The organism is Flavobacterium sp. FG68 (genome assembly GCF_057808895.1).
Window position 1 is genome coordinate 22,144 of record NZ_JBMDIY010000048.1, and the last position, 18,088, is coordinate 40,231.

The window sequence follows — 18,088 nt, forward strand, 5'->3', positions numbered from 1 at the left end:
TGGGTTTTATTTTTGTTGACTTCTAAAAAAATGAGTTTCAAAGATAGTAGAATTTCCTACATTATCAACTACTTCCATTTTTAAAAAGTTTTCTCCTTCTGTCAAATATTGATCATCAAAAGTATGTGTAATTTTTCTGTTTTTATTTTCATATTCAAATAAAACCCAGCTTCCGTTTAAATATCCATTGTACGACTTTATTCCAGACAGAGAATCACCAATTGTAAACTCAATTTTTTTCTGATCGCTGATCCATTTTCCTTCAACAGGTTTTGTGATTTTTATAACCGGAGCAATCGTATCGAGAACCAAACCATACGTTCCTAATATTTTGGCTTTGGTAGTAAAAATGTCCCCTTTTCTAAGAGTTCCGTTATAGCTTGTACCTTTTCCTATATAAAGCTTATCCTTTAAAGATTCCGGATAAACGGTATCTTTTATAGTAATTGTAAAATTAGAATGCACCGGAACGGTATCATCATGAATATAAATTTTGTTGTTTTTTACATCAAAATTTAAATTAAAATCTTCGTAAAAAGTTCCGGCAGGAAAGAAAACTGACATATTATCTTTCTCAAAATTGGAATCTTTATTATAACGAACAAAATATTTTGATGTGACAGTTTCTGCTGGAACAAGCGGTGTTTCCAAATCATATTCAATTGGCACTGAAATTGAATTTTGATTTCCGAAATAATCTGAAACTTCAATTCTATAATTAGAAGTCAGATTTGGCACTGCCGAAATTATCCCTCTCAGTGAATCTGTTTTTATAATACTCAACGCAAAAGGTGTTTTCATGAAAAGTTTCTGCACGCGCTGGCTCGTCTTTTTATATCGCGGATAATCGATGAAAGCATTTATGTAACGCATTTCATCAAATGAATACGTATTGAACTGATAATTATAATTCTGATTTCCGTTTAAAAATGTTGAAACATTAAAAACCCCATTTTTATTAAAAGAAACATCATCAGTATCTGAGGCATTAATTCCAAAACCAATTTTTCCGTTTGTCTTTACTTTCGAAGCAAGATAAGTTCCGTCTTTTTGAAGCGTCATGTTTACAAGTAACGGCTGTTTTGACTGGTTAACTGTTGCATTATCTAATGGATAAACGTATAAACTCGACAATGTTGGCTTCTTGGTATCTTTAATATTTTGGTCAAAGCCAAAGAAAATCGGGTTGATGACAAACTCAGTTTTGGTATCACGAATTTCAAAATGAAGATGCGGCCCTTCTGAAGATCCGGTATTTCCTGAAAGCGCGATTAATTGTCCTTTTGTAACCGGAAGTTCATCTGGTTTTAGTAACATTTCAATTTCATAAGCCTTTTCTTTATAGTGCGTTTTTTTTACATAATCCTGAATTGGCCCAAGGGTTGTCTGCAAATGTCCGTAAACAGAAGTATACCCATTTGGATGCGTGATATAAATACATTTTCCGTTTCCAAAAGTCGAAATTTTAATCCTTGACACATAGCCGTCAGCAATCGCATACACGTTTAATCCTTCTCTTTGATTCGTTTTTAAGTCAAAACCAGCATGAAAATGATTGGGTCTTAACTCTCCAAAATTCCCCGAAAGCTGCATAGGGATATCCAGCGGCGGACGAAAATAATCTTTAGGATATTGTGTCTGAGCGAATAGAAAAGGGCAAAAGAAAAGAGCTAATATTGAAAATTTCATGGGTTACATTTTTGCTAAGATAAAAAATTAACAGGTAAAAACCGAAGAAAATCTCACAAAAACACAATTGATTGAAATTCATTTATTTGTCTATTTTTAATGCAAAAAAATCGAGAAAAAATTGCATTAATAAAAAGGAATACTAACTTTGTATGATTAAGTAATGAATAGGATTTATAATGAGTGTAATTGCCGAAATAATTGATACTCTTGAATATAAAGTCGAGAAGCTTTTTGAAAAATCAAAAGGCCTGGAAAAAAATAATCAGGAATTACGATTAGAATTAGACAAAGCGGTGCAAATTATCCAGAAACAATCTGAAGAAATGGAAGCTTTGAAAAAGCAATATGAAACACTTAAGATAGCCAATTCGTTGCTTGGCAGCGACAATAACAAGAGAGAGACAAAGCTTAAAATAAATTCATTAATTCGCGAAATTGATTACTGTATAGCGCAATTATCAGATTAGAAACATGGACGGAAAGCTTAGAATTAAAATATCAATTGCCGACCGCGTTTACCCATTAACGGTTGAACCCGCTCAGGAAGAAGGCCTTAGAAGCGCTTCAAAAAAAATTGATGCTATGATCAAGCAATTCGAAGAAAGTTACGCAGTTCGCGATAAACAAGATGTATTAGCCATGTGTGCACTGCAATTTGCATCGCAGGTGGAACAAAAACAAATTGATAACGCAATCGATGGCGAAGAAACCATTGAAAGAATTAAAAGATTAAATTCGCTTTTAGATCAATATCTCGAAAATTAAACGTTCTTTACATAAACTAAGATACTGCCTACATTAGTTCACAATTGGTAAACTCAACACTAACAATTTAGAATGAGCAAATCGTCGCTACTATAGTATGCCCAGCTTTGACCGGGAAACTTGAACAGTGAGTTAGCTCAAAACTTGTCTTTACGAGTTTATACAAGCAATTAATGTAGGCTTTTTTTATATATAAACCCTAACAAACATGGACATCATAACGATCATTATTTCAGGTATTGTAGGTATTGCGGCAGGTTTTGCAATAGCTAAAATCATCGAGAAAAGCAATATTTCAAACCTAATCAAAAATGCTAAAAAAGAAGCAGCTTCCATTTTAAAAGATGCTAATTTAGAAGCTGAAAACATAAAAAAAGATAAAATCCTTCAGGCAAAAGAACGTTTTATCGAATTAAAATCGGAACACGAACAAGTTATTCTGGCACGCGATAAAAAAGTAGCCGAAGTAGAAAAACGCGTACGTGATAAAGAATCTCAGATTTCTAACGAGCTTTCTAAAGCTAAAAAAGTAAACGACGATTTTGAAGCTAAAACAGAAGAATACAATAACAAAATTGAAGTTTTAGATAAAAAACAAGCTGAAGTTGACAAATTACACAAAAGTCAATTGCAGCAGCTTGAAGTTATTTCAGGACTTTCTGCAGAAGAAGCAAAAGAGCAATTAGTGGAAGGTTTAAAAGCCGAAGCTAAAAGCAAAGCTATGTCTCACATTCAGGAAACCATTGAAGAAGCTAAACTTACAGCTCAGCAAGAAGCTAAAAAAATTATCATCAACACCATTCAAAGAGTTGGGACGGAAGAAGCAGTTGAAAACTGCGTTTCTGTATTCAACATTGAATCTGACGATGTAAAAGGAAGAATTATTGGACGTGAAGGTCGTAACATTAGAGCGCTTGAAGCTGCAACGGGAGTTGAAATTATCGTTGATGATACACCGGAAGCTATTATCCTTTCTTGTTTTGATCCGGTTCGTAGAGAAATTGCCCGTTTGTCTTTACACAAATTAGTTACTGACGGACGTATTCACCCTGCAAGAATTGAAGAGGTTGTTGCTAAAACGGCTAAACAAATTGATGATGAAATTATCGAAGTTGGAAAACGTACTGTGATCGATTTAGGAATTCACGGTTTACATCCTGAATTAATTAAAGTTGTAGGTAGAATGAAATACCGTTCTTCTTACGGACAAAACTTATTACAACACTCTAGAGAAGTTTCTAAACTTTGCGGTATCATGGCAGCTGAATTAGGCTTGAATGTAAAACTGGCAAAAAGAGCAGGTTTACTTCACGATATTGGTAAAGTTCCAGATACAGAAAGTGATTTACCACACGCATTATTAGGTATGCAGTGGGCTGAGAAATACGGCGAAAAAGAAGAGGTTTGCAACGCTATTGGTGCGCACCACGACGAGATTGAAATGAAATCATTATTATCACCAATCGTTCAGGTTTGTGATGCTATTTCTGGTGCAAGACCAGGTGCAAGACGTCAGGTTTTAGATTCATACATTCAACGTTTGAAAGATCTTGAAGATGTAGCTTACGGATTTAGCGGTGTGAAAAATGCTTATGCAATTCAGGCTGGTAGAGAATTACGTGTTATTGTAGAAAGCGAAAAAGTTTCTGATGATAATGCTGCAAATCTATCTTTTGAGATTTCACAAAAAATCCAAACAGAAATGACTTATCCGGGTCAGGTAAAAGTTACTGTAATTAGAGAAACAAGAGCAGTGAACATTGCTAAATAATTCTCTTTCTATTATATAAAATTAAAAAGGCTGTCATTTGACAGCCTTTATTAACTATTTAGAGATCGTTAAAAACGATTTTAAAGCTCGTCCCTACTCCAACTTCACTTTCTACAGAAACGGTTCCTTTCATCGCTTCTATTTGGTTTCTGGTAATATACAAGCCTATTCCGCGTGCTTCTTCATGTTTATGAAACGTTTTATACATTCCGAATAATAATTCACCGTAGACTTTTAAATCGATTCCTAAACCGTTATCTGTAATTTTTAAAGATTTATAACCTTCTGGTTCGATTCCAAAATCAAATACAATGAGCGGATCCCGATCCGGATGTGCATATTTTATAGCATTTGTGGTAAAATTGAGCAAGACACTTTCAAGATAAGCCGGATTAAAATTAATGGTCAGGTATTGCGGAACATTATTTACAATTGTAACTTTTTTCTGTTTATCATACCCTTTTATAGTCGCGACCGTTTTCTCAATATATTCACAAAGTTTTAAAGGCTCTACAGCGATATTAATATTACTCTGCGTTTTTACAATTTGCGTTAAGTTAGAAATCGTTTCATTTAAATCATTTGAAACCGTACGAAGATGTTCCAGCATTTCACCAACAGTTGCTTTATCTCCATCTTCATCAATAAAATCTAAAATCGATTTTATGTTTCCTGCCTGTGTATTTAAATTATGCGAAACAATATGCGAAAAGTTTAACAACCGACTATTTTGGTCGCTGTACAATTTCATTGTTTTTAAAAGTTCCAGTTCTTTTTCCTTTTGAAGAGAAATGTCTGTGTGTGTTCCAATAACGCGTAATGGTTTACCGTTTTCATCCCGTTTTATGACTTTACCTCTATCCAGAATCCATTTATAATTACCGCTTGACGTCATTACACGATGGTAATTTTCATAATACGGAATCTTATTATCAAAATGTTCTTTAATGTCTGAATAATATTTTGGAAGATCGTCAGGATGCACAATTTTATCCCAGCGTTCCGGGTCGTCAAAAATATCTGCCGATTCTAATTCTAAGATTTTTAAGGAGAGTGAAGAATAAAAAACATTATTCGTAACCATATCCCAATCCCAGATTCCCACTGTTGATGCATCAAGTGCAAACTGGAAACGTTCTTCAGAAATACGGAGTTTTTCTTCTTTGTCTTTTAAATCGGTAATATCAGAAATATGTCCAAAAAAACTAACTTTTCCATCAGAAGATAATTCTGTTTTTGCAGAAACCCTAAACCAGCGCAATCCTTTTTTTGGTAAAACAGACCTGAATTCTAATTCCCAAGGCACAATTTCTTTACGTGCTTTTACAAGGGACTGAAAAAATTTTTCTCTGTCCTGTTCAAAAACCCGTTCGTAAATAATGTGTTTAATATCGTCTGTAAATTCTTTGAAGGAAAGTTCAAAAATTTCATCAACTGATTTACTGACTAGAGGAAAAGTATAATGATTATGAGTATCTATAACAAATTGAAAAAGCAAATCTGGCATTTCGGCAAATAATTTTCTGTAAAAATTATTTACTTCCATGCAGTCTTCATTACTGTACAAATCAAAAATCATATGTCGCTATTTAAGTAAATAATATCTTACTGGATCTGAGTTAAAAAAATCCTCAAAATCCTTTTAATTTACTTCCTTTTGAATACAAATGTGATACCAAGTTATAACTTTTGGCGTAAAAAAACCAGACACTTCCCAAAAAATTACTTCCGCGGATGATACGAATGCATTACTTCTGTCAGGAAACTTCTGTCCAGGTGTACATAAATTTCTGTTGTTGTAATAGATTCATGTCCCAGCATTAATTGAATAGATCTTAAGTCGGCACCATTTTCCAGTAAATGCGTTGCAAAGGAATGGCGTAAAGTATGTGGGCTTATATTTTTGTTTAAACCAATTTTTACCGCCAAATCTTTTATAATCGTAAAAATCATGGCGCGCGTTAACTGGTTTCCTCTGCGGTTTAGAAACAAAGTATCTTCACAGCCTTTTTTAATATTGAGATGTACCCTAATCTCGTCCTGATAGATTTCAATGTATTTTTTAGTTAATTTTCCAATGGGCACAAAACGTTCTTTATTTCCTTTTCCGGTAATTTTTATAAAACCTTCGTCAAAAAATAAATCTGATATTTTGAGTGAAACCAATTCAGAAACCCGAAGTCCACAGCCATATAATGTTTCCAAAATAGCACGATTTCGTTCTCCTTCATTACTGCTTAAATCAATGGCTGCGATAAGTGCATCAATATCTTTTATGGATAATGTATCGGGAAGTTTTCGTCCGGTTTTGGGGCTTTCGATTAATTCTAGCGGACTGTCATTTCGATAATCTTCAAAAACCAAATAATTAAAAAAACTTTTCAAACCAGAAATAATCCTCGCCTGAGAACGCGGATTTACTTCTTTTGAAACCGAATATATAAACTGCTGAATGGTTTCATCCGTAATTTTTATAGGCGAAACATCAATTTGATTGGTTTCTAAAAAAAGACATAACCGCTCAATATCAAAGCTATAGTTTTCAATTGTATTTTTAGACAAACTTCTTTCTATTCGCAGATACGATTGATAGTCTTTTATATAATTGTTCCATTTCATATTTACAAAGTAAAACATTTTTGAGCATAAAAAAACCTTCCATTTCTGGAAGGTTTTTAAGTATTTAAAAAATTCAGATTAGAATTTATATGCCGCAGATAATGAGAAAACTCCGTTATGAACTTTCGAGTCATCTCCTTCTTCAGTTTTAGCAATATTCGCTAATCCCAAATTATATCTTACACCAGCAGAGAAGTTTTCTGTAAAATCATATCCAGCTCCAAAATTCAATCCAAAATCAATTGATTCAAAGTTATCTTTAATATCAACTTTACTACTTCCGTAACCGTCTACCTTTGTCTTAGTTTCTGCAGAAACTAAAAATCCAATTTGCGGACCAGCCTCTAGTGAGAACTTTTCTGCAGCAAAATATTTAAACATTACAGGAACATTTATATAAGCAAGGTTAAAGGCAACATCAGCATTAACAGTGCCTATTCCGTCAACATCCAGATTAAAATTGTCAACTTTTGCACCTTGTGTAGAATATAAAACTTCAGGTTGTAAGGCAAATTTCTCAGAGAATTTAATTTCTACAAATCCCCCAACGTTAAACCCGAATCGAGATTTAAAATCAATTCCTTCTGTATCACCAGAAAAATTAGAAACATTTAAACCTCCTTTAAGACCAAATTTTACGTCTTGTGCATTTGCCATACCAAATGCCATAACTGCAATTGCAGATAAGATAACTTTTTTCATTTTTTTGTTTTTGGTTAAAAATAATTTAGCCAAATATAAAAATTTACTTATCAAAATATAAGTGTTGTTAAAACATTTTAATATTAAATTTCATGCATAAAAAAACCTCCCGTTTTTGGGAGGTTTTAGAATATTTTAAAATTCTGATTAGAATTTATAAGCTAACGAAAGTGCAAGGTTACTATTTTTTGCACTGTCATAATAATCACCTTCATCTTCAATATCTGCGTCATCAGCAAGAGGAGACAAACCAATTGTGTAACGAAGATTAACTGAAAGATTATCAGTGAAATTATATCCAGCTCCTAAGTTAAATCCAAAATCTACAGTTTTGAATGCATCTTTAACATCTTCACCTTCAGATTTTGCAGATAGCAAAATTCCAAGTTGTGGACCCGCTTCAACACTAAATTTTTCTACAATGTAATATTTAGCTAAAACAGGAATATTCAAATAATTCGTTTTAACATCAAAATCTCCAAAAAATGAACCACCATCAATTTTAGTTCCTTGAGTAGAGAATAAAAGTTCTGGCTGAATTGCTAATTTTTCAATGATTTTAATTTCGGCAAATCCTCCAACATGGAAACCTACTAAAGATTTAGTATCTTCAACGTCTCCGCCTGCCCAATTTGAAAGGTTAAGACCTCCTTTTACACCAAATCTAGTTTGTTGTGCATTAGTAAATCCAAATGCCATTACTGCAATAGCAGCTAAAATAATTCTTTTCATAAAAGTTGTTTTGGGTTATTAATGATCAAATATAAAAATATTCTTCATAAATAACCGCTTGGATTTTAACAAAAAAAATAGTAATAAGCATACAAATTGTTAAGACAAGGTGAATTTGCTTTTAAATGAAAAGAAAAAAGCTCCCTCAAAAATGAGGAAGCTTTTAAAAAAACTAACTAAAAATATTTTCTTTTAGAATTTGTAAACAACTCCAAAACTTACATCTCTTAAATCTGTTCCAAGACCAAAAGTATTAGTTTTCTCTGCTCCATGACCACCGTTGTTGTCAACATAATAACCTAAACCAATCCAAGTAGCTTCGATAGCAAAATGATTAGACAAGAAATAGCTCATACCTAAACCAATGTTCCCACCAATTGTGTTTGATTTAAAATCACTAGGTTTTTCTTTTGAGTTCATGTAATCAAATCCAGCCTGACCATAAACTGAGAATTGAGAAGCTGGAGTAAAATAGTATCTACCAAAAGCTCCTACTGTAAAGTTATTAGTTTTGTCATCTCCTTCTTTCGATGTACTAAAACCTAATTTTGCTCCAATGGCTATATTTTCAGTTACAAAATAACCAGCACTTGGAACAAGAGTAAAATCACTTGATTTAAAATCTCCAGTTTTTTGAGAACCTACATTGAAAGCTCCTGAAACAAATACATCTCCTTTAGAGAAACCCGTTGTTTGCGCATTTGCAAATACAAATCCTAAGACTGCAATAGCAGTTAAAATTACTTTTTTCATGTTTTTATTTTTTTAATTACAATCCAAAACTAAGATTATACTTACCAAAAAATAACCCCAAAAAGTAATTAAAGTATTAAAATAAGACAAAATGGATTTTCAAATAACCAATTAATTTCCAGTTCATTTGTCCAAAAAAAAATCATTTAAACTTAGTGAATTTGAAAAAATGTGAGAATTTTAATAAATTTATCATGCAGTATATAAAACAATAAAATCAAAATAATGTAGTTTTGAATTAAAAGAATAACATTTAAATACCAAACTAAAAACATTTTTTATGAAGAAAATACTTTTAGCAGCTGTATTGTTCATTGCAACAACAGCTACGATTCAGGCACAATTATTAAAAATTGGAGTTAAAGCAGGGGTTAACTTTGCAAATCAAACCGGAGATGCGAGTTTTGACGGAATAGACTATAGCAAGGATGGAATTACGAGCTATCACGCAGGTTTAGTTGCAGAATTAAAACTATTAGAAAAATTTTCTATTCAGCCTGAATTGTTGTATTCAACACAAGGTGCAAGCTATAAAAATGCATTAGGAGAATTTAAAAACGAATTAGGATACTTATCTATTCCTGTGATGGCTAAAATATATATGACTAAATCATTAAGTTTAGAAGTTGGTCCTCAAGCTTCATTTTTATTAAGCAATAAAGAAGAATTCGATGCTCAAGACCCTAAAACTTTCGACTTCGCTATCAATGCTGGACTTGGATTAAAAATTACTGAAGGAATCTTCATTCAAGGTCGTTACGGATTTGGATTGACTGAAGTTTCATCTAAAGCCGATCTTAAAAACTCTGTATTTCAACTCTCAGCTGGATTCATGTTCTAAAAATATATCACATACTTTTATAAAAACCGGTCTATTAATTAGATCGGTTTTTTTATTTTTACACAATTCAATTGCAATAGCAATATTTCAATAAACAATTTTAAATATGAAAATCTGCATTATCAACGGACCAAATTTGAATCTTTTAGGAAAACGTGAACCCGAAGTTTACGGAAGTCAGACTTTTGAAGATTACTTTGAAACGTTGAAACAAAAATTTCCAAGCATTGAACTTTCGTATTACCAAAGTAATATTGAAGGAGAATTGATTGGAAAAATTCAGGATGTTGGTTTTTCATTTGACGGAATTATTCTAAACGCCGGCGCTTACACTCATACTTCTATAGGTTTAGGCGACGCTATGAAAGCGGTTACAACTCCTGTTATCGAAGTGCATATTTCTAATACTTATGCGCGTGAAAGTTTCAGACATCAGTCGTATTTGTCTGGAAATGCAAAAGGTGTTATTTTAGGGTTTGGATTAAAAAGTTACGAATTGGCGATTCAGTCTTTTTTATAAGATATTGTCACGCTGAGCGAAGTCGAAGCACTTATAGCTCGTGAGGGGCTTCGACTTCGCTCAGCCTGACAGTTGGAAAATTGCTCAGCCTGACAAACGACTTTGATTTTCCTTATTACAATTTAACAAATTATTAATAAGCTCATTTTCAACTTCTTTTATTTTTGTAAGAGAAACCACTTTCATGAAAAACTATATTTTATTCGCCTTTTTATTTTTATCGATTTCCAATTTTGCCCAAATCAAAGGAACTATAACCGACGAAAAAGGGAATCCGCTGCCGTTTGTTTCTATTTTTGAAGAGAATACCTATCGCGGAACTACTTCAAATGAACAAGGACAATATCAATTGCAGGTAAAAGAAATTGGTGAAAACAGAATCGTTTTTCAATATCTGGGATTTAAGACTCAGAAAATAACGGTTCCTGCAGATTCCAAAATAGTAACTTTAGATGTGAAAATGCAGGAAGAAAGTTTTGAATTAAATGAAGTTGTTATTGATCCTAAAAACAATCCTGCAAATGCCATCATAAAAAATGCGATTGCAAACAGAAAAGAGAACTCCGAAAAAACAGCTCGCTTTACTGCCGATTTTTATTCGAAAGGAATTTTAAAAGTAAAAGATTTACCTAAAAAAATATTAGGTCAAAAAGTAGATCTTGGCCCGGATTTATCTTCTAACTTAGATTCAACCGGAACTGGGATTTTATATTTATCTGAAACTATTTCGAAAGTTTCTTATCAAAAACCAGATAAATTAAAAGAAACTATTATCGCCTCCAAAATCTCCGGAAACAATAAAGGTTTCAGCTATAATACTGCCGCTTTATCAACTTACGATTTTTACGACAACACATTAGAATTTGATGTAAATCTTATCTCTCCTATTGCTAATAACGCTTTCAGCTATTATAAATACAAACTGGAAGGAAGTTTTTATGATGATAATAAACAGCAGATTTACAAAATTAAAGTAACTCCAAAACGAGATAAAGAACCTGTTTTTGAAGGTTATATTTACATTGTCGATGATAGTTTTGCCATTTATGCCGTTGATTTCGATATTAAAGGCTACCGAATGAAAAATGAATTTACTGAAGTAATGAATTTAAAACAAAGCTTTAGTTATAATGCAAAAAACAAAATCTGGTCAAAAAATGCACAGACGCTTTCGTTTAATGCGGGTGGTTTTGGTATAAAATTTTCGGGTCAGTTTAATTATGTTTATTCCAATTATGAATTTCCGGAATCGTTTGCCAAGAAAACTTTTGGAAATGAAATTGTAGCTTTTGATTTGAATGCCAATAAAAAAGATGATTCATTTTGGAATGAAATTCGTCCGATTCCGTTAACGCTCGAAGAAAGTGCAGATTACACCAAAAAAGACAGCTTACAAGTTATCAGAAAATCTAAAAAATATACCGATTCTATTGATGCAAAAGATAATAAGTTTAAGATTTTAGATATCCTTGGCGGTTACGATTATAAAAATACGTTTAAGAAATACTCTTTTAAATTTGACGGTTTGCTAAGTCCAACTTCTTTAAGTTTTAATACGGTTCAGGGATTTAATCTGGGAACTGGATTTTCATTTAAAAAATGGAATGAAGAAAAAGGAAAAAGCACTTCGATAAGTACAGATTTCAATTATGGTTTTTCTGATGAACGTCTGCGTGTTATTGGCGAATTCAGCCACCGATTTAATACTATTAATTATGCCACGATTTCGGCTTCGGGAGGAACAAAAACGGAGCAATTTAATAGTGCTGAACCTATTAGCAAATTGATCAATTCTGTAAGCTCTTTGTTTTTTAAAGACAATTATATGAAATTGTATAATTTGGAATTTGCTCAAATTAACTATGCGCAAGATGTTGCAAACGGATTAAACTTAAACGCAAGGGTAGCTTACGAACAAAGAAAACCTCTTTTTAATACAACTGATTATTCGTTCTTTAAAAGGGATGATATTTATTCGTCAAATAATCCGCTTGCGCCGAATGACTTCAACACACCTGCTTTTGATCAGCATCATTTAATGAAAGCTAATTTGACGGCCAGAATTAATTTTGGAAACAAATATATTTCAAGACCTGACGGAAGATATAATTTTAAAGATGAAAAATATCCAACCGTATTTTTAGCTTTTGAAAAGGCATTTGCCGCAAGCGAAAAAAAATACGAATTTGAAAGAATTGGCGCAGCTGTTCAATATGATTTAAAATTAAATAATAAAGGTGTTTTAGGAATGAATTTTAGAGCAGGTAAATTCTTTAATGCCGAAAATATTTCTTTTATAGATTACAGACATTTTAACGGAAACCAAACTCACATTGGTACCAGCGATCGTTATTTAAATGTTTTCAACTTAATGCCGTATTATGACAATAGCACAAACGACAGTTATTTTGAAATGCATTTAGAACACAATGATATGGGATTTGTAACGAATAAAATTCCACTTTTGAATCTTTTAAAATCAACGATGAATCTTGGTTTTCATTCGCTGGCAATTCCGGATCGTAAACCTTATACCGAATTTACAGTTGGTTTAGACAATTTAGGTTTCGGGAAATTTAAATTATTTAGAGTTGATTATGTACATTCTTATCAAGGCGGAATTCAGCAAAATGGTGTTGTGTTTGGGTTGAAGATTTTGAATGTTTTTAATTAAGATGCTAAGATTCTAAGTTTTTTTCTTTTTAATTAAGCATTTAAAATAATAATAAAAAATCCGCTTATTTGCCAAATCTGCGAGAAAGCAGACTACAAATAAGCGGATTTTTGTTTGAAACTTGATAAACTTTGAAGGGCTTCGACTTCGCTCAGCCTGACAAAAATCAGATTAAATTCCTAAAAGAAAGCTTAGAATCTTAGTATCTCAGAACCTTAGTAACTTAGAATCTCAATGATAATCATCTGGTTCAATATGAATCAAAACATTTCCTAACTGCGGAATTTTTTCTTTTAGAGTATCTTGTAATTTATGAGATAAATCATGTCCTTTTTTTACTGAAATTTCAGCTGATACAATGGCGTGAAGATCGACATGGTATCGCATTCCGGCTTTTCTGATGAAACATTTTTCAGTTCCAAGAATTCCGGGAACTGTCAGTGCTTTTACACGAATTTCTTCTACTAAATCATCGTTCATGTTTTCATCCATGATTTCGCCAAGTGCAGGTCTGAAAATTTTATAACAGTTATATAGGATAAAAAAAGCAGCAAAAAGAGCTGCCCAGTCATCTGCAGATTCGTAACCTTTTCCCATAATCAGTGCAATCGAAATTCCGATAAATGCTGCAACTGAAGTTATAGCATCACTACGATGGTGCCAGGCGTCGGCGGCAAGAGACGAACTATTGGTTTCCTTGCTTCGTTTCATTACTAAACGATACGAATACTCTTTCCAAAGAATTATAGCTCCTAAAACATATAATGTCCAGGATTTAGGCAAATCATGCGACGATTGAATATTGGCAATACTTTCGTACCCAATAATCGTAGCCGAAGTAATTAAAAAACCAACTACCAAAAAGGTAATTAAAGGTTCTGCACGGCCGTGACCGTAAGGATGATTTTCATCTGCCGGTTTATTAGAATATTTGATTCCGAATAAGACCAAACAGGACGAAAATATGTCTGCTGTTGACTCGATTGCATCTGCAATCAAGGCGTATGAATTGCCAAAAAAACCTGCCAAACCTTTTATCAAGGCCAAGCAGGTGTTTCCGACTATACTAAAAATAGTAGCTTTTATAGCTTTTTTTTCATCTGTCATTATAGAAAATTATTTTTTCGCCATGAATTTAATTCGTGGCAAATAATTTTTATGCTCTTACAATTTTTGCTCCAATAGCTCTTAAACGCTCGTCGATACGCTCATATCCACGGTCAATTTGTTCGATATTTTGAATTGTACTTGTTCCTTTAGCAGAAAGCGCCGCAATCAATAATGAAATTCCCGCACGAATATCAGGAGAAGACATCGTAGTTGCTTTTAATTGAGATTCGAAATTATGCCCCATAACCACAGCTCTATGCGGGTCACATAACATGATTTTTGCTCCCATGTCGATTAATTTATCTACGAAAAACAAACGGCTTTCGAACATTTTTTGGTGAATCAAAACATCTCCTTTTGCTTGTGTTGCTACAACTAAAACAATACTTAATAAGTCAGGTGTAAATCCTGGCCAAGGCGCATCTGCAATAGTTAAGATAGATCCGTCGATGTCTGTTTTTACTTCATATCCGTCTTTGTGAGCCGGAATGTAAATATCATCGTTACGTTTTTCTATTGTAATTCCTAATTTTCTAAATGTATTTGGGATCAAACCTAAATTTTCCCAGCTAACATTTTTGATCGTGATTTCGCTTTTTGTCATAGCTGCAAGACCAATCCAAGAACCAATTTCGATCATATCAGGAAGGATTCTGTGCTCGCATCCACCAAGGCTTTCAACACCTTCGATAGTTAATAAGTTAGAACCAACTCCAGTGATTTTAGCTCCCATAGAGTTCAGCATTTTGCATAACTGTTGTAAGTAAGGCTCACATGCAGCGTTGTAAACTGTTGTTTGTCCTTTTGCCAAAACCGCAGCCATTACAATGTTTGCTGTTCCAGTTACAGAAGCTTCATCAAGAAGCATATCTGTTCCTTGTAATCCTTCTGCTGGAGATTCTACTCCGTAAAAGTGATCTTCTCTGTTATATCTGAATTTTGCTCCAAGGTTAATAAAACCTTCAAAGTGAGTATCTAATCTACGACGGCCAATTTTATCTCCTCCCGGTTTTGGAATATATCCTTTTCCGAAACGAGCCAAAAGCGGTCCAACAATCATAATAGAACCACGAAGCGCTCCACCTTCTTTTTTGAAAGCTTCTGTTTCTAAATATCCAACATTAACCTCATCGGCCTGAAACGTAATCGAACCCGGTTCATTGCGTTGGATTTTTACACCTAAATTACCCAATAAAGTGATTAATTTATTGATGTCTATAATATCAGGAATGTTATTAATTCTTACTTTCTCTCCTGTTAGAAGCACGGCACATAAAATTTGTAATGCCTCATTTTTTGCTCCTTGCGGAGTGATTTCTCCTTTTAAAGGAGTTCCTCCTTCGATTTTAAAAATTCCCATAGATTTTTTTTAAGGTTCTTCTTCTAAGATCCTAAGATCCTAAGATTCTGAGATTCTAAGAAAAAAACTTAGCTACTTAGCATCTTAGTAACTTAGAGCCTTTACTTCTGATTATTGTTTTTTTTGAAAAGTTTTAGGTTTGCCGCCTTTATTATTGTTTTTGTTGTTTTGAATTTTAGGTTGTCCTGCAGGTGCAATTTTGTTTGACACACGTTTGTTTGTACGCATTAAATCTGTTGTGTTCAACAGTTCTTCTGTACTGTGCAGCAAGTTTATTTTTCCTCCGGACAATTCATATAAATGCTCAAAAATAACATCGTCTTTTACTGTGTCTTTGTTCCAGCTCAAAAATGATTTTTTCATGTGGTTGGCAATTACCATAACCAATGCATTTTTCATTTCGCCATCTTCCCATTTATTGGCAACATCAATCATGTATTTGATATTGTTTCCGTAAAATCTATATTTTGGAAAATTCTGTGGGTATTGTAAAACATCTGGTTTTAACTGCAGTACATCTCTTGAAGGAATTGGGTACGGAGACTCAACATTCAATTTAAAATCAGACATAATAAAAAGCTGATCCCATAATTTATGCTGAAAATCCGGCACATCACGCAAATGCGGATTTAAGCTTCCCATAACCTGAATGATATATTTCGCAGCTTTGTTGCGTGTTTCATCATCTTCGATTGCAGTAGCCTGATCGATCAGTTTTTGTAAATGACGACCGTACTCCGGAATAATCAAACGTTGTCTTTCAGAATTATATTCTAAATTATACACAACGTCATTTGCGACTTCTTTTTTATATTTTTCGACCATAAGTTTATAATGAAACTATCCCTTCTATTGTAGATACTTCTTTGTATTTACCAATCACCTCATCAGAGCTGTTCATGGTAACATCTACAGAAACACTGGTAAATTTACCGGTTTTTGATTTTGTTGTTTTAATAACCGCGCCCATTCTGTCAAAAGCTTTTTCAACACGTTCAACATTATCGCCTACAGAAGGCACAATGAATTTGTACAAATATTCTGCTGGCCAAGTATTTGCGTTATCTAATTCGACTTTTAATCTTTCGAAAAATTCGGCGGTATTTTTTTCTTTATCGTTCTCCATTCGTAATTAAAAATAAACGCAAATATACGGTTTTGATTTCAGATTTCAGATTTTAGATTTCAGATTTTTTTCATTGGAGAAGCTGTAGATTTTTTGCCACGAATTTCACTAATTTACACTAATTATATTGGTGTGAATATCTTCCTCAATTTTGCTGGCTTTTCATTAATTTTAAAATTAAAATTCGTGAAAATTCGTGTAATTCGTGGCAAACCTTTATATTTGAAATACTTTGCGAATCTGCAACTTTACGAGATTAAAACCCATTATAATGAAAAAAATCCTTTTATTTTTTATAGCATTTATATTCAACAATATTCAGGCACAAGAAGTCAAAACTTTAACTTATTTCCAAAACGACACTTTAAAACTGGATTTAGATTTATATCTGCCAAAGAAAAAGTCTAACGAAAAAATTCCGCTAATTATGTTTGCTTTTGGCGGCGGATTTTCTAGCGGAGAACGTACGAGCGAAAAAAACTTCGGAATGTTTATGGCCGAAAACGGTTATGCGGTTGCCAGCATTTCGTACAGTTTATATATGAAAGGAAAAGATTTTGGCTGCAAGGGAATTTTAACGGAAAAGATAAAAGCGATTCAAATTGGCGTGAGCGATATGTGGCAGGCTACTTCTTTTTTAATCGAAAATGCTGATAAATATAATCTTGATTCTTCTAAAATCTTTATTTCGGGAATTAGTGCTGGGGCAGAAATTGGTTTTCATGCTTCGTTTTGGGATTATAAATTAATGAATTTGTACAAAAGCAATTTGCCGGAAAACTTTAAATATACCGGATTTATCGGAGGTTCGGGCGCTATTCAGGATATCAATTTGATTACCAAAGAAAAAGCTATCCCTATGTTATTGGCACATGGCAGCAATGACGATACGGTTCCTTATAGTGCGGGTTCTCATCGCTCCTGCCCAACAAATGCATCAGGCTGGTTAATTTTATTTGGATCGTATGCGGTTTACAATCATATGCTGGATTTGCATAAAGATGCTGAGCTGATTACCTTCTGCGGCGGCGGACATGAATTCTCCGGTTATCTTTTTCATGACGGTCAACAATATGTTCTGGATTTTGTAAATGATGTTTTAAAAGGAAAGAAATTTGAATCGCATTTGATTGTTCCTTCTAAAAAAGGAAAAGGTTCTGGGAAATATTTGTTTTGTGATTAAAAAAATTGATCATACCGAAATAATCAACATTATAAACTGGACTGAAGTCCAGCCCTACAATATTTGGCGAGCCTATGGCTCTCTTACGAATTAGTTCTTAAGGAACGACCCATATTGTAGAGCTGGACTTTAGTTACCACAATATTTAACAAACCCACAAATCTTTTCACAATTTAGTTCCGAAGGGAACGATCCATATTGTAGAGCTGGACTTCAGTCCAGTTTACAGCAATATTTAAC

Annotated in this window: 17 protein-coding genes; 7 read left to right on the forward strand and 10 right to left on the reverse strand. The window is 33.2% G+C overall.

Going from position 1 to position 18,088, the window contains the following annotated elements; genetic code table 11:
• Positions 1–6 precede the first annotated feature (6 nt).
• Positions 7–1,689: a M23 family metallopeptidase gene (locus tag ACODSB_RS22415; RefSeq protein ID WP_488938656.1), complete on the reverse strand. Its 1,683-nt coding sequence runs from the start codon at positions 1,687–1,689 to the stop codon at positions 7–9.
• A gap of 179 nt (positions 1,690–1,868) precedes the next feature.
• Here ACODSB_RS22415 and ACODSB_RS22420 point away from each other — a divergent pair, with 179 nt between their 5' ends.
• From ACODSB_RS22420 to rny, 3 genes are all read left to right on the forward strand, one after another.
• The gene (locus ACODSB_RS22420; RefSeq protein WP_053472792.1) at positions 1,869–2,159 is read left to right on the forward strand and encodes a hypothetical protein; all 291 of its coding nucleotides are present in this window, start codon (positions 1,869–1,871) and stop codon (positions 2,157–2,159) included.
• A gap of 4 nt (positions 2,160–2,163) precedes the next feature.
• Positions 2,164–2,457 (forward strand): cell division protein ZapA, encoded by a 294-nt coding sequence (locus ACODSB_RS22425; protein WP_012022231.1) that lies wholly within the window; start codon positions 2,164–2,166, stop codon positions 2,455–2,457.
• A 208-nt stretch (positions 2,458–2,665) separates the two neighbouring features.
• The gene (rny, locus tag ACODSB_RS22430; RefSeq protein WP_053472793.1) at positions 2,666–4,228 is read left to right on the forward strand and encodes a ribonuclease Y; all 1,563 of its coding nucleotides are present in this window, start codon (positions 2,666–2,668) and stop codon (positions 4,226–4,228) included.
• Positions 4,229–4,286: 58 nt separating this feature from the next.
• On the opposite strand, the gene ACODSB_RS22435 is transcribed toward rny, so the two are convergent.
• From ACODSB_RS22435 to ACODSB_RS22455, 5 genes are all read right to left on the reverse strand, one after another.
• On the reverse strand, positions 4,287–5,807 hold the full coding sequence (locus ACODSB_RS22435; RefSeq protein WP_053472794.1) for a PAS domain-containing sensor histidine kinase: 1,521 nt from the start codon (positions 5,805–5,807) through the stop codon (positions 4,287–4,289).
• 143 nt (positions 5,808–5,950) lie between these two features.
• A complete protein-coding gene (xerD, locus tag ACODSB_RS22440; protein ID WP_488938664.1) occupies positions 5,951–6,847 on the reverse strand; it encodes a site-specific tyrosine recombinase XerD in 897 nt (298 codons plus the stop codon).
• A gap of 78 nt (positions 6,848–6,925) precedes the next feature.
• Positions 6,926–7,549, reverse strand: a complete 624-nt coding sequence (locus ACODSB_RS22445) for a porin family protein (RefSeq protein ID WP_488938657.1) — start codon at positions 7,547–7,549, stop codon at positions 6,926–6,928.
• A gap of 147 nt (positions 7,550–7,696) precedes the next feature.
• The gene (locus ACODSB_RS22450) at positions 7,697–8,281 is read right to left on the reverse strand and encodes a porin family protein (protein WP_488938658.1); all 585 of its coding nucleotides are present in this window, start codon (positions 8,279–8,281) and stop codon (positions 7,697–7,699) included.
• Between the two features lie 192 nt (positions 8,282–8,473).
• Positions 8,474–9,034 carry an outer membrane beta-barrel protein gene (locus tag ACODSB_RS22455; RefSeq protein ID WP_053472798.1) on the reverse strand — a complete coding sequence of 187 codons (561 nt, stop codon included), beginning with the start codon at positions 9,032–9,034 and terminating at the stop codon, positions 8,474–8,476.
• A 280-nt stretch (positions 9,035–9,314) separates the two neighbouring features.
• Here ACODSB_RS22455 and ACODSB_RS22460 point away from each other — a divergent pair, with 280 nt between their 5' ends.
• The 3 genes from ACODSB_RS22460 to ACODSB_RS22470 all read left to right on the forward strand — a co-directional run bounded on the left by ACODSB_RS22460 (position 9,315) and on the right by ACODSB_RS22470 (position 13,069).
• The gene (locus tag ACODSB_RS22460) at positions 9,315–9,875 is read left to right on the forward strand and encodes a porin family protein (protein WP_053472799.1); all 561 of its coding nucleotides are present in this window, start codon (positions 9,315–9,317) and stop codon (positions 9,873–9,875) included.
• Positions 9,876–9,981: 106 nt separating this feature from the next.
• Complete coding sequence (aroQ, locus tag ACODSB_RS22465) at positions 9,982–10,395, forward strand: type II 3-dehydroquinate dehydratase (RefSeq protein WP_053472800.1); 414 nt, start codon at positions 9,982–9,984, stop codon at positions 10,393–10,395.
• Between the two features lie 184 nt (positions 10,396–10,579).
• Positions 10,580–13,069, forward strand: coding sequence for a DUF5686 and carboxypeptidase regulatory-like domain-containing protein (locus ACODSB_RS22470; RefSeq protein WP_488938659.1), 2,490 nt, complete (start codon positions 10,580–10,582; stop codon positions 13,067–13,069).
• 231 nt (positions 13,070–13,300) lie between these two features.
• Here the strand turns inward: ACODSB_RS22470 and ACODSB_RS22475 are convergent, their stop codons facing one another.
• The 4 genes from ACODSB_RS22475 to ACODSB_RS22490 all read right to left on the reverse strand — a co-directional run bounded on the left by ACODSB_RS22475 (position 13,301) and on the right by ACODSB_RS22490 (position 16,665).
• On the reverse strand, positions 13,301–14,176 hold the full coding sequence (locus tag ACODSB_RS22475; RefSeq protein ID WP_488938660.1) for a cation diffusion facilitator family transporter: 876 nt from the start codon (positions 14,174–14,176) through the stop codon (positions 13,301–13,303).
• Positions 14,177–14,225: 49 nt separating this feature from the next.
• A complete protein-coding gene (gene murA, locus ACODSB_RS22480; RefSeq protein WP_488938661.1) occupies positions 14,226–15,539 on the reverse strand; it encodes a UDP-N-acetylglucosamine 1-carboxyvinyltransferase in 1,314 nt (437 codons plus the stop codon).
• Positions 15,540–15,650: 111 nt separating this feature from the next.
• The gene (locus tag ACODSB_RS22485; protein WP_488938662.1) at positions 15,651–16,364 is read right to left on the reverse strand and encodes a DUF4290 domain-containing protein; all 714 of its coding nucleotides are present in this window, start codon (positions 16,362–16,364) and stop codon (positions 15,651–15,653) included.
• 4 nt (positions 16,365–16,368) lie between these two features.
• Positions 16,369–16,665, reverse strand: coding sequence for a DUF493 family protein (locus ACODSB_RS22490; protein ID WP_053472805.1), 297 nt, complete (start codon positions 16,663–16,665; stop codon positions 16,369–16,371).
• 271 nt (positions 16,666–16,936) lie between these two features.
• Here ACODSB_RS22490 and ACODSB_RS22495 point away from each other — a divergent pair, with 271 nt between their 5' ends.
• Positions 16,937–17,848 carry an alpha/beta hydrolase family protein gene (locus ACODSB_RS22495; protein WP_488938663.1) on the forward strand — a complete coding sequence of 304 codons (912 nt, stop codon included), beginning with the start codon at positions 16,937–16,939 and terminating at the stop codon, positions 17,846–17,848.
• Positions 17,849–18,088 lie beyond the last annotated feature (240 nt).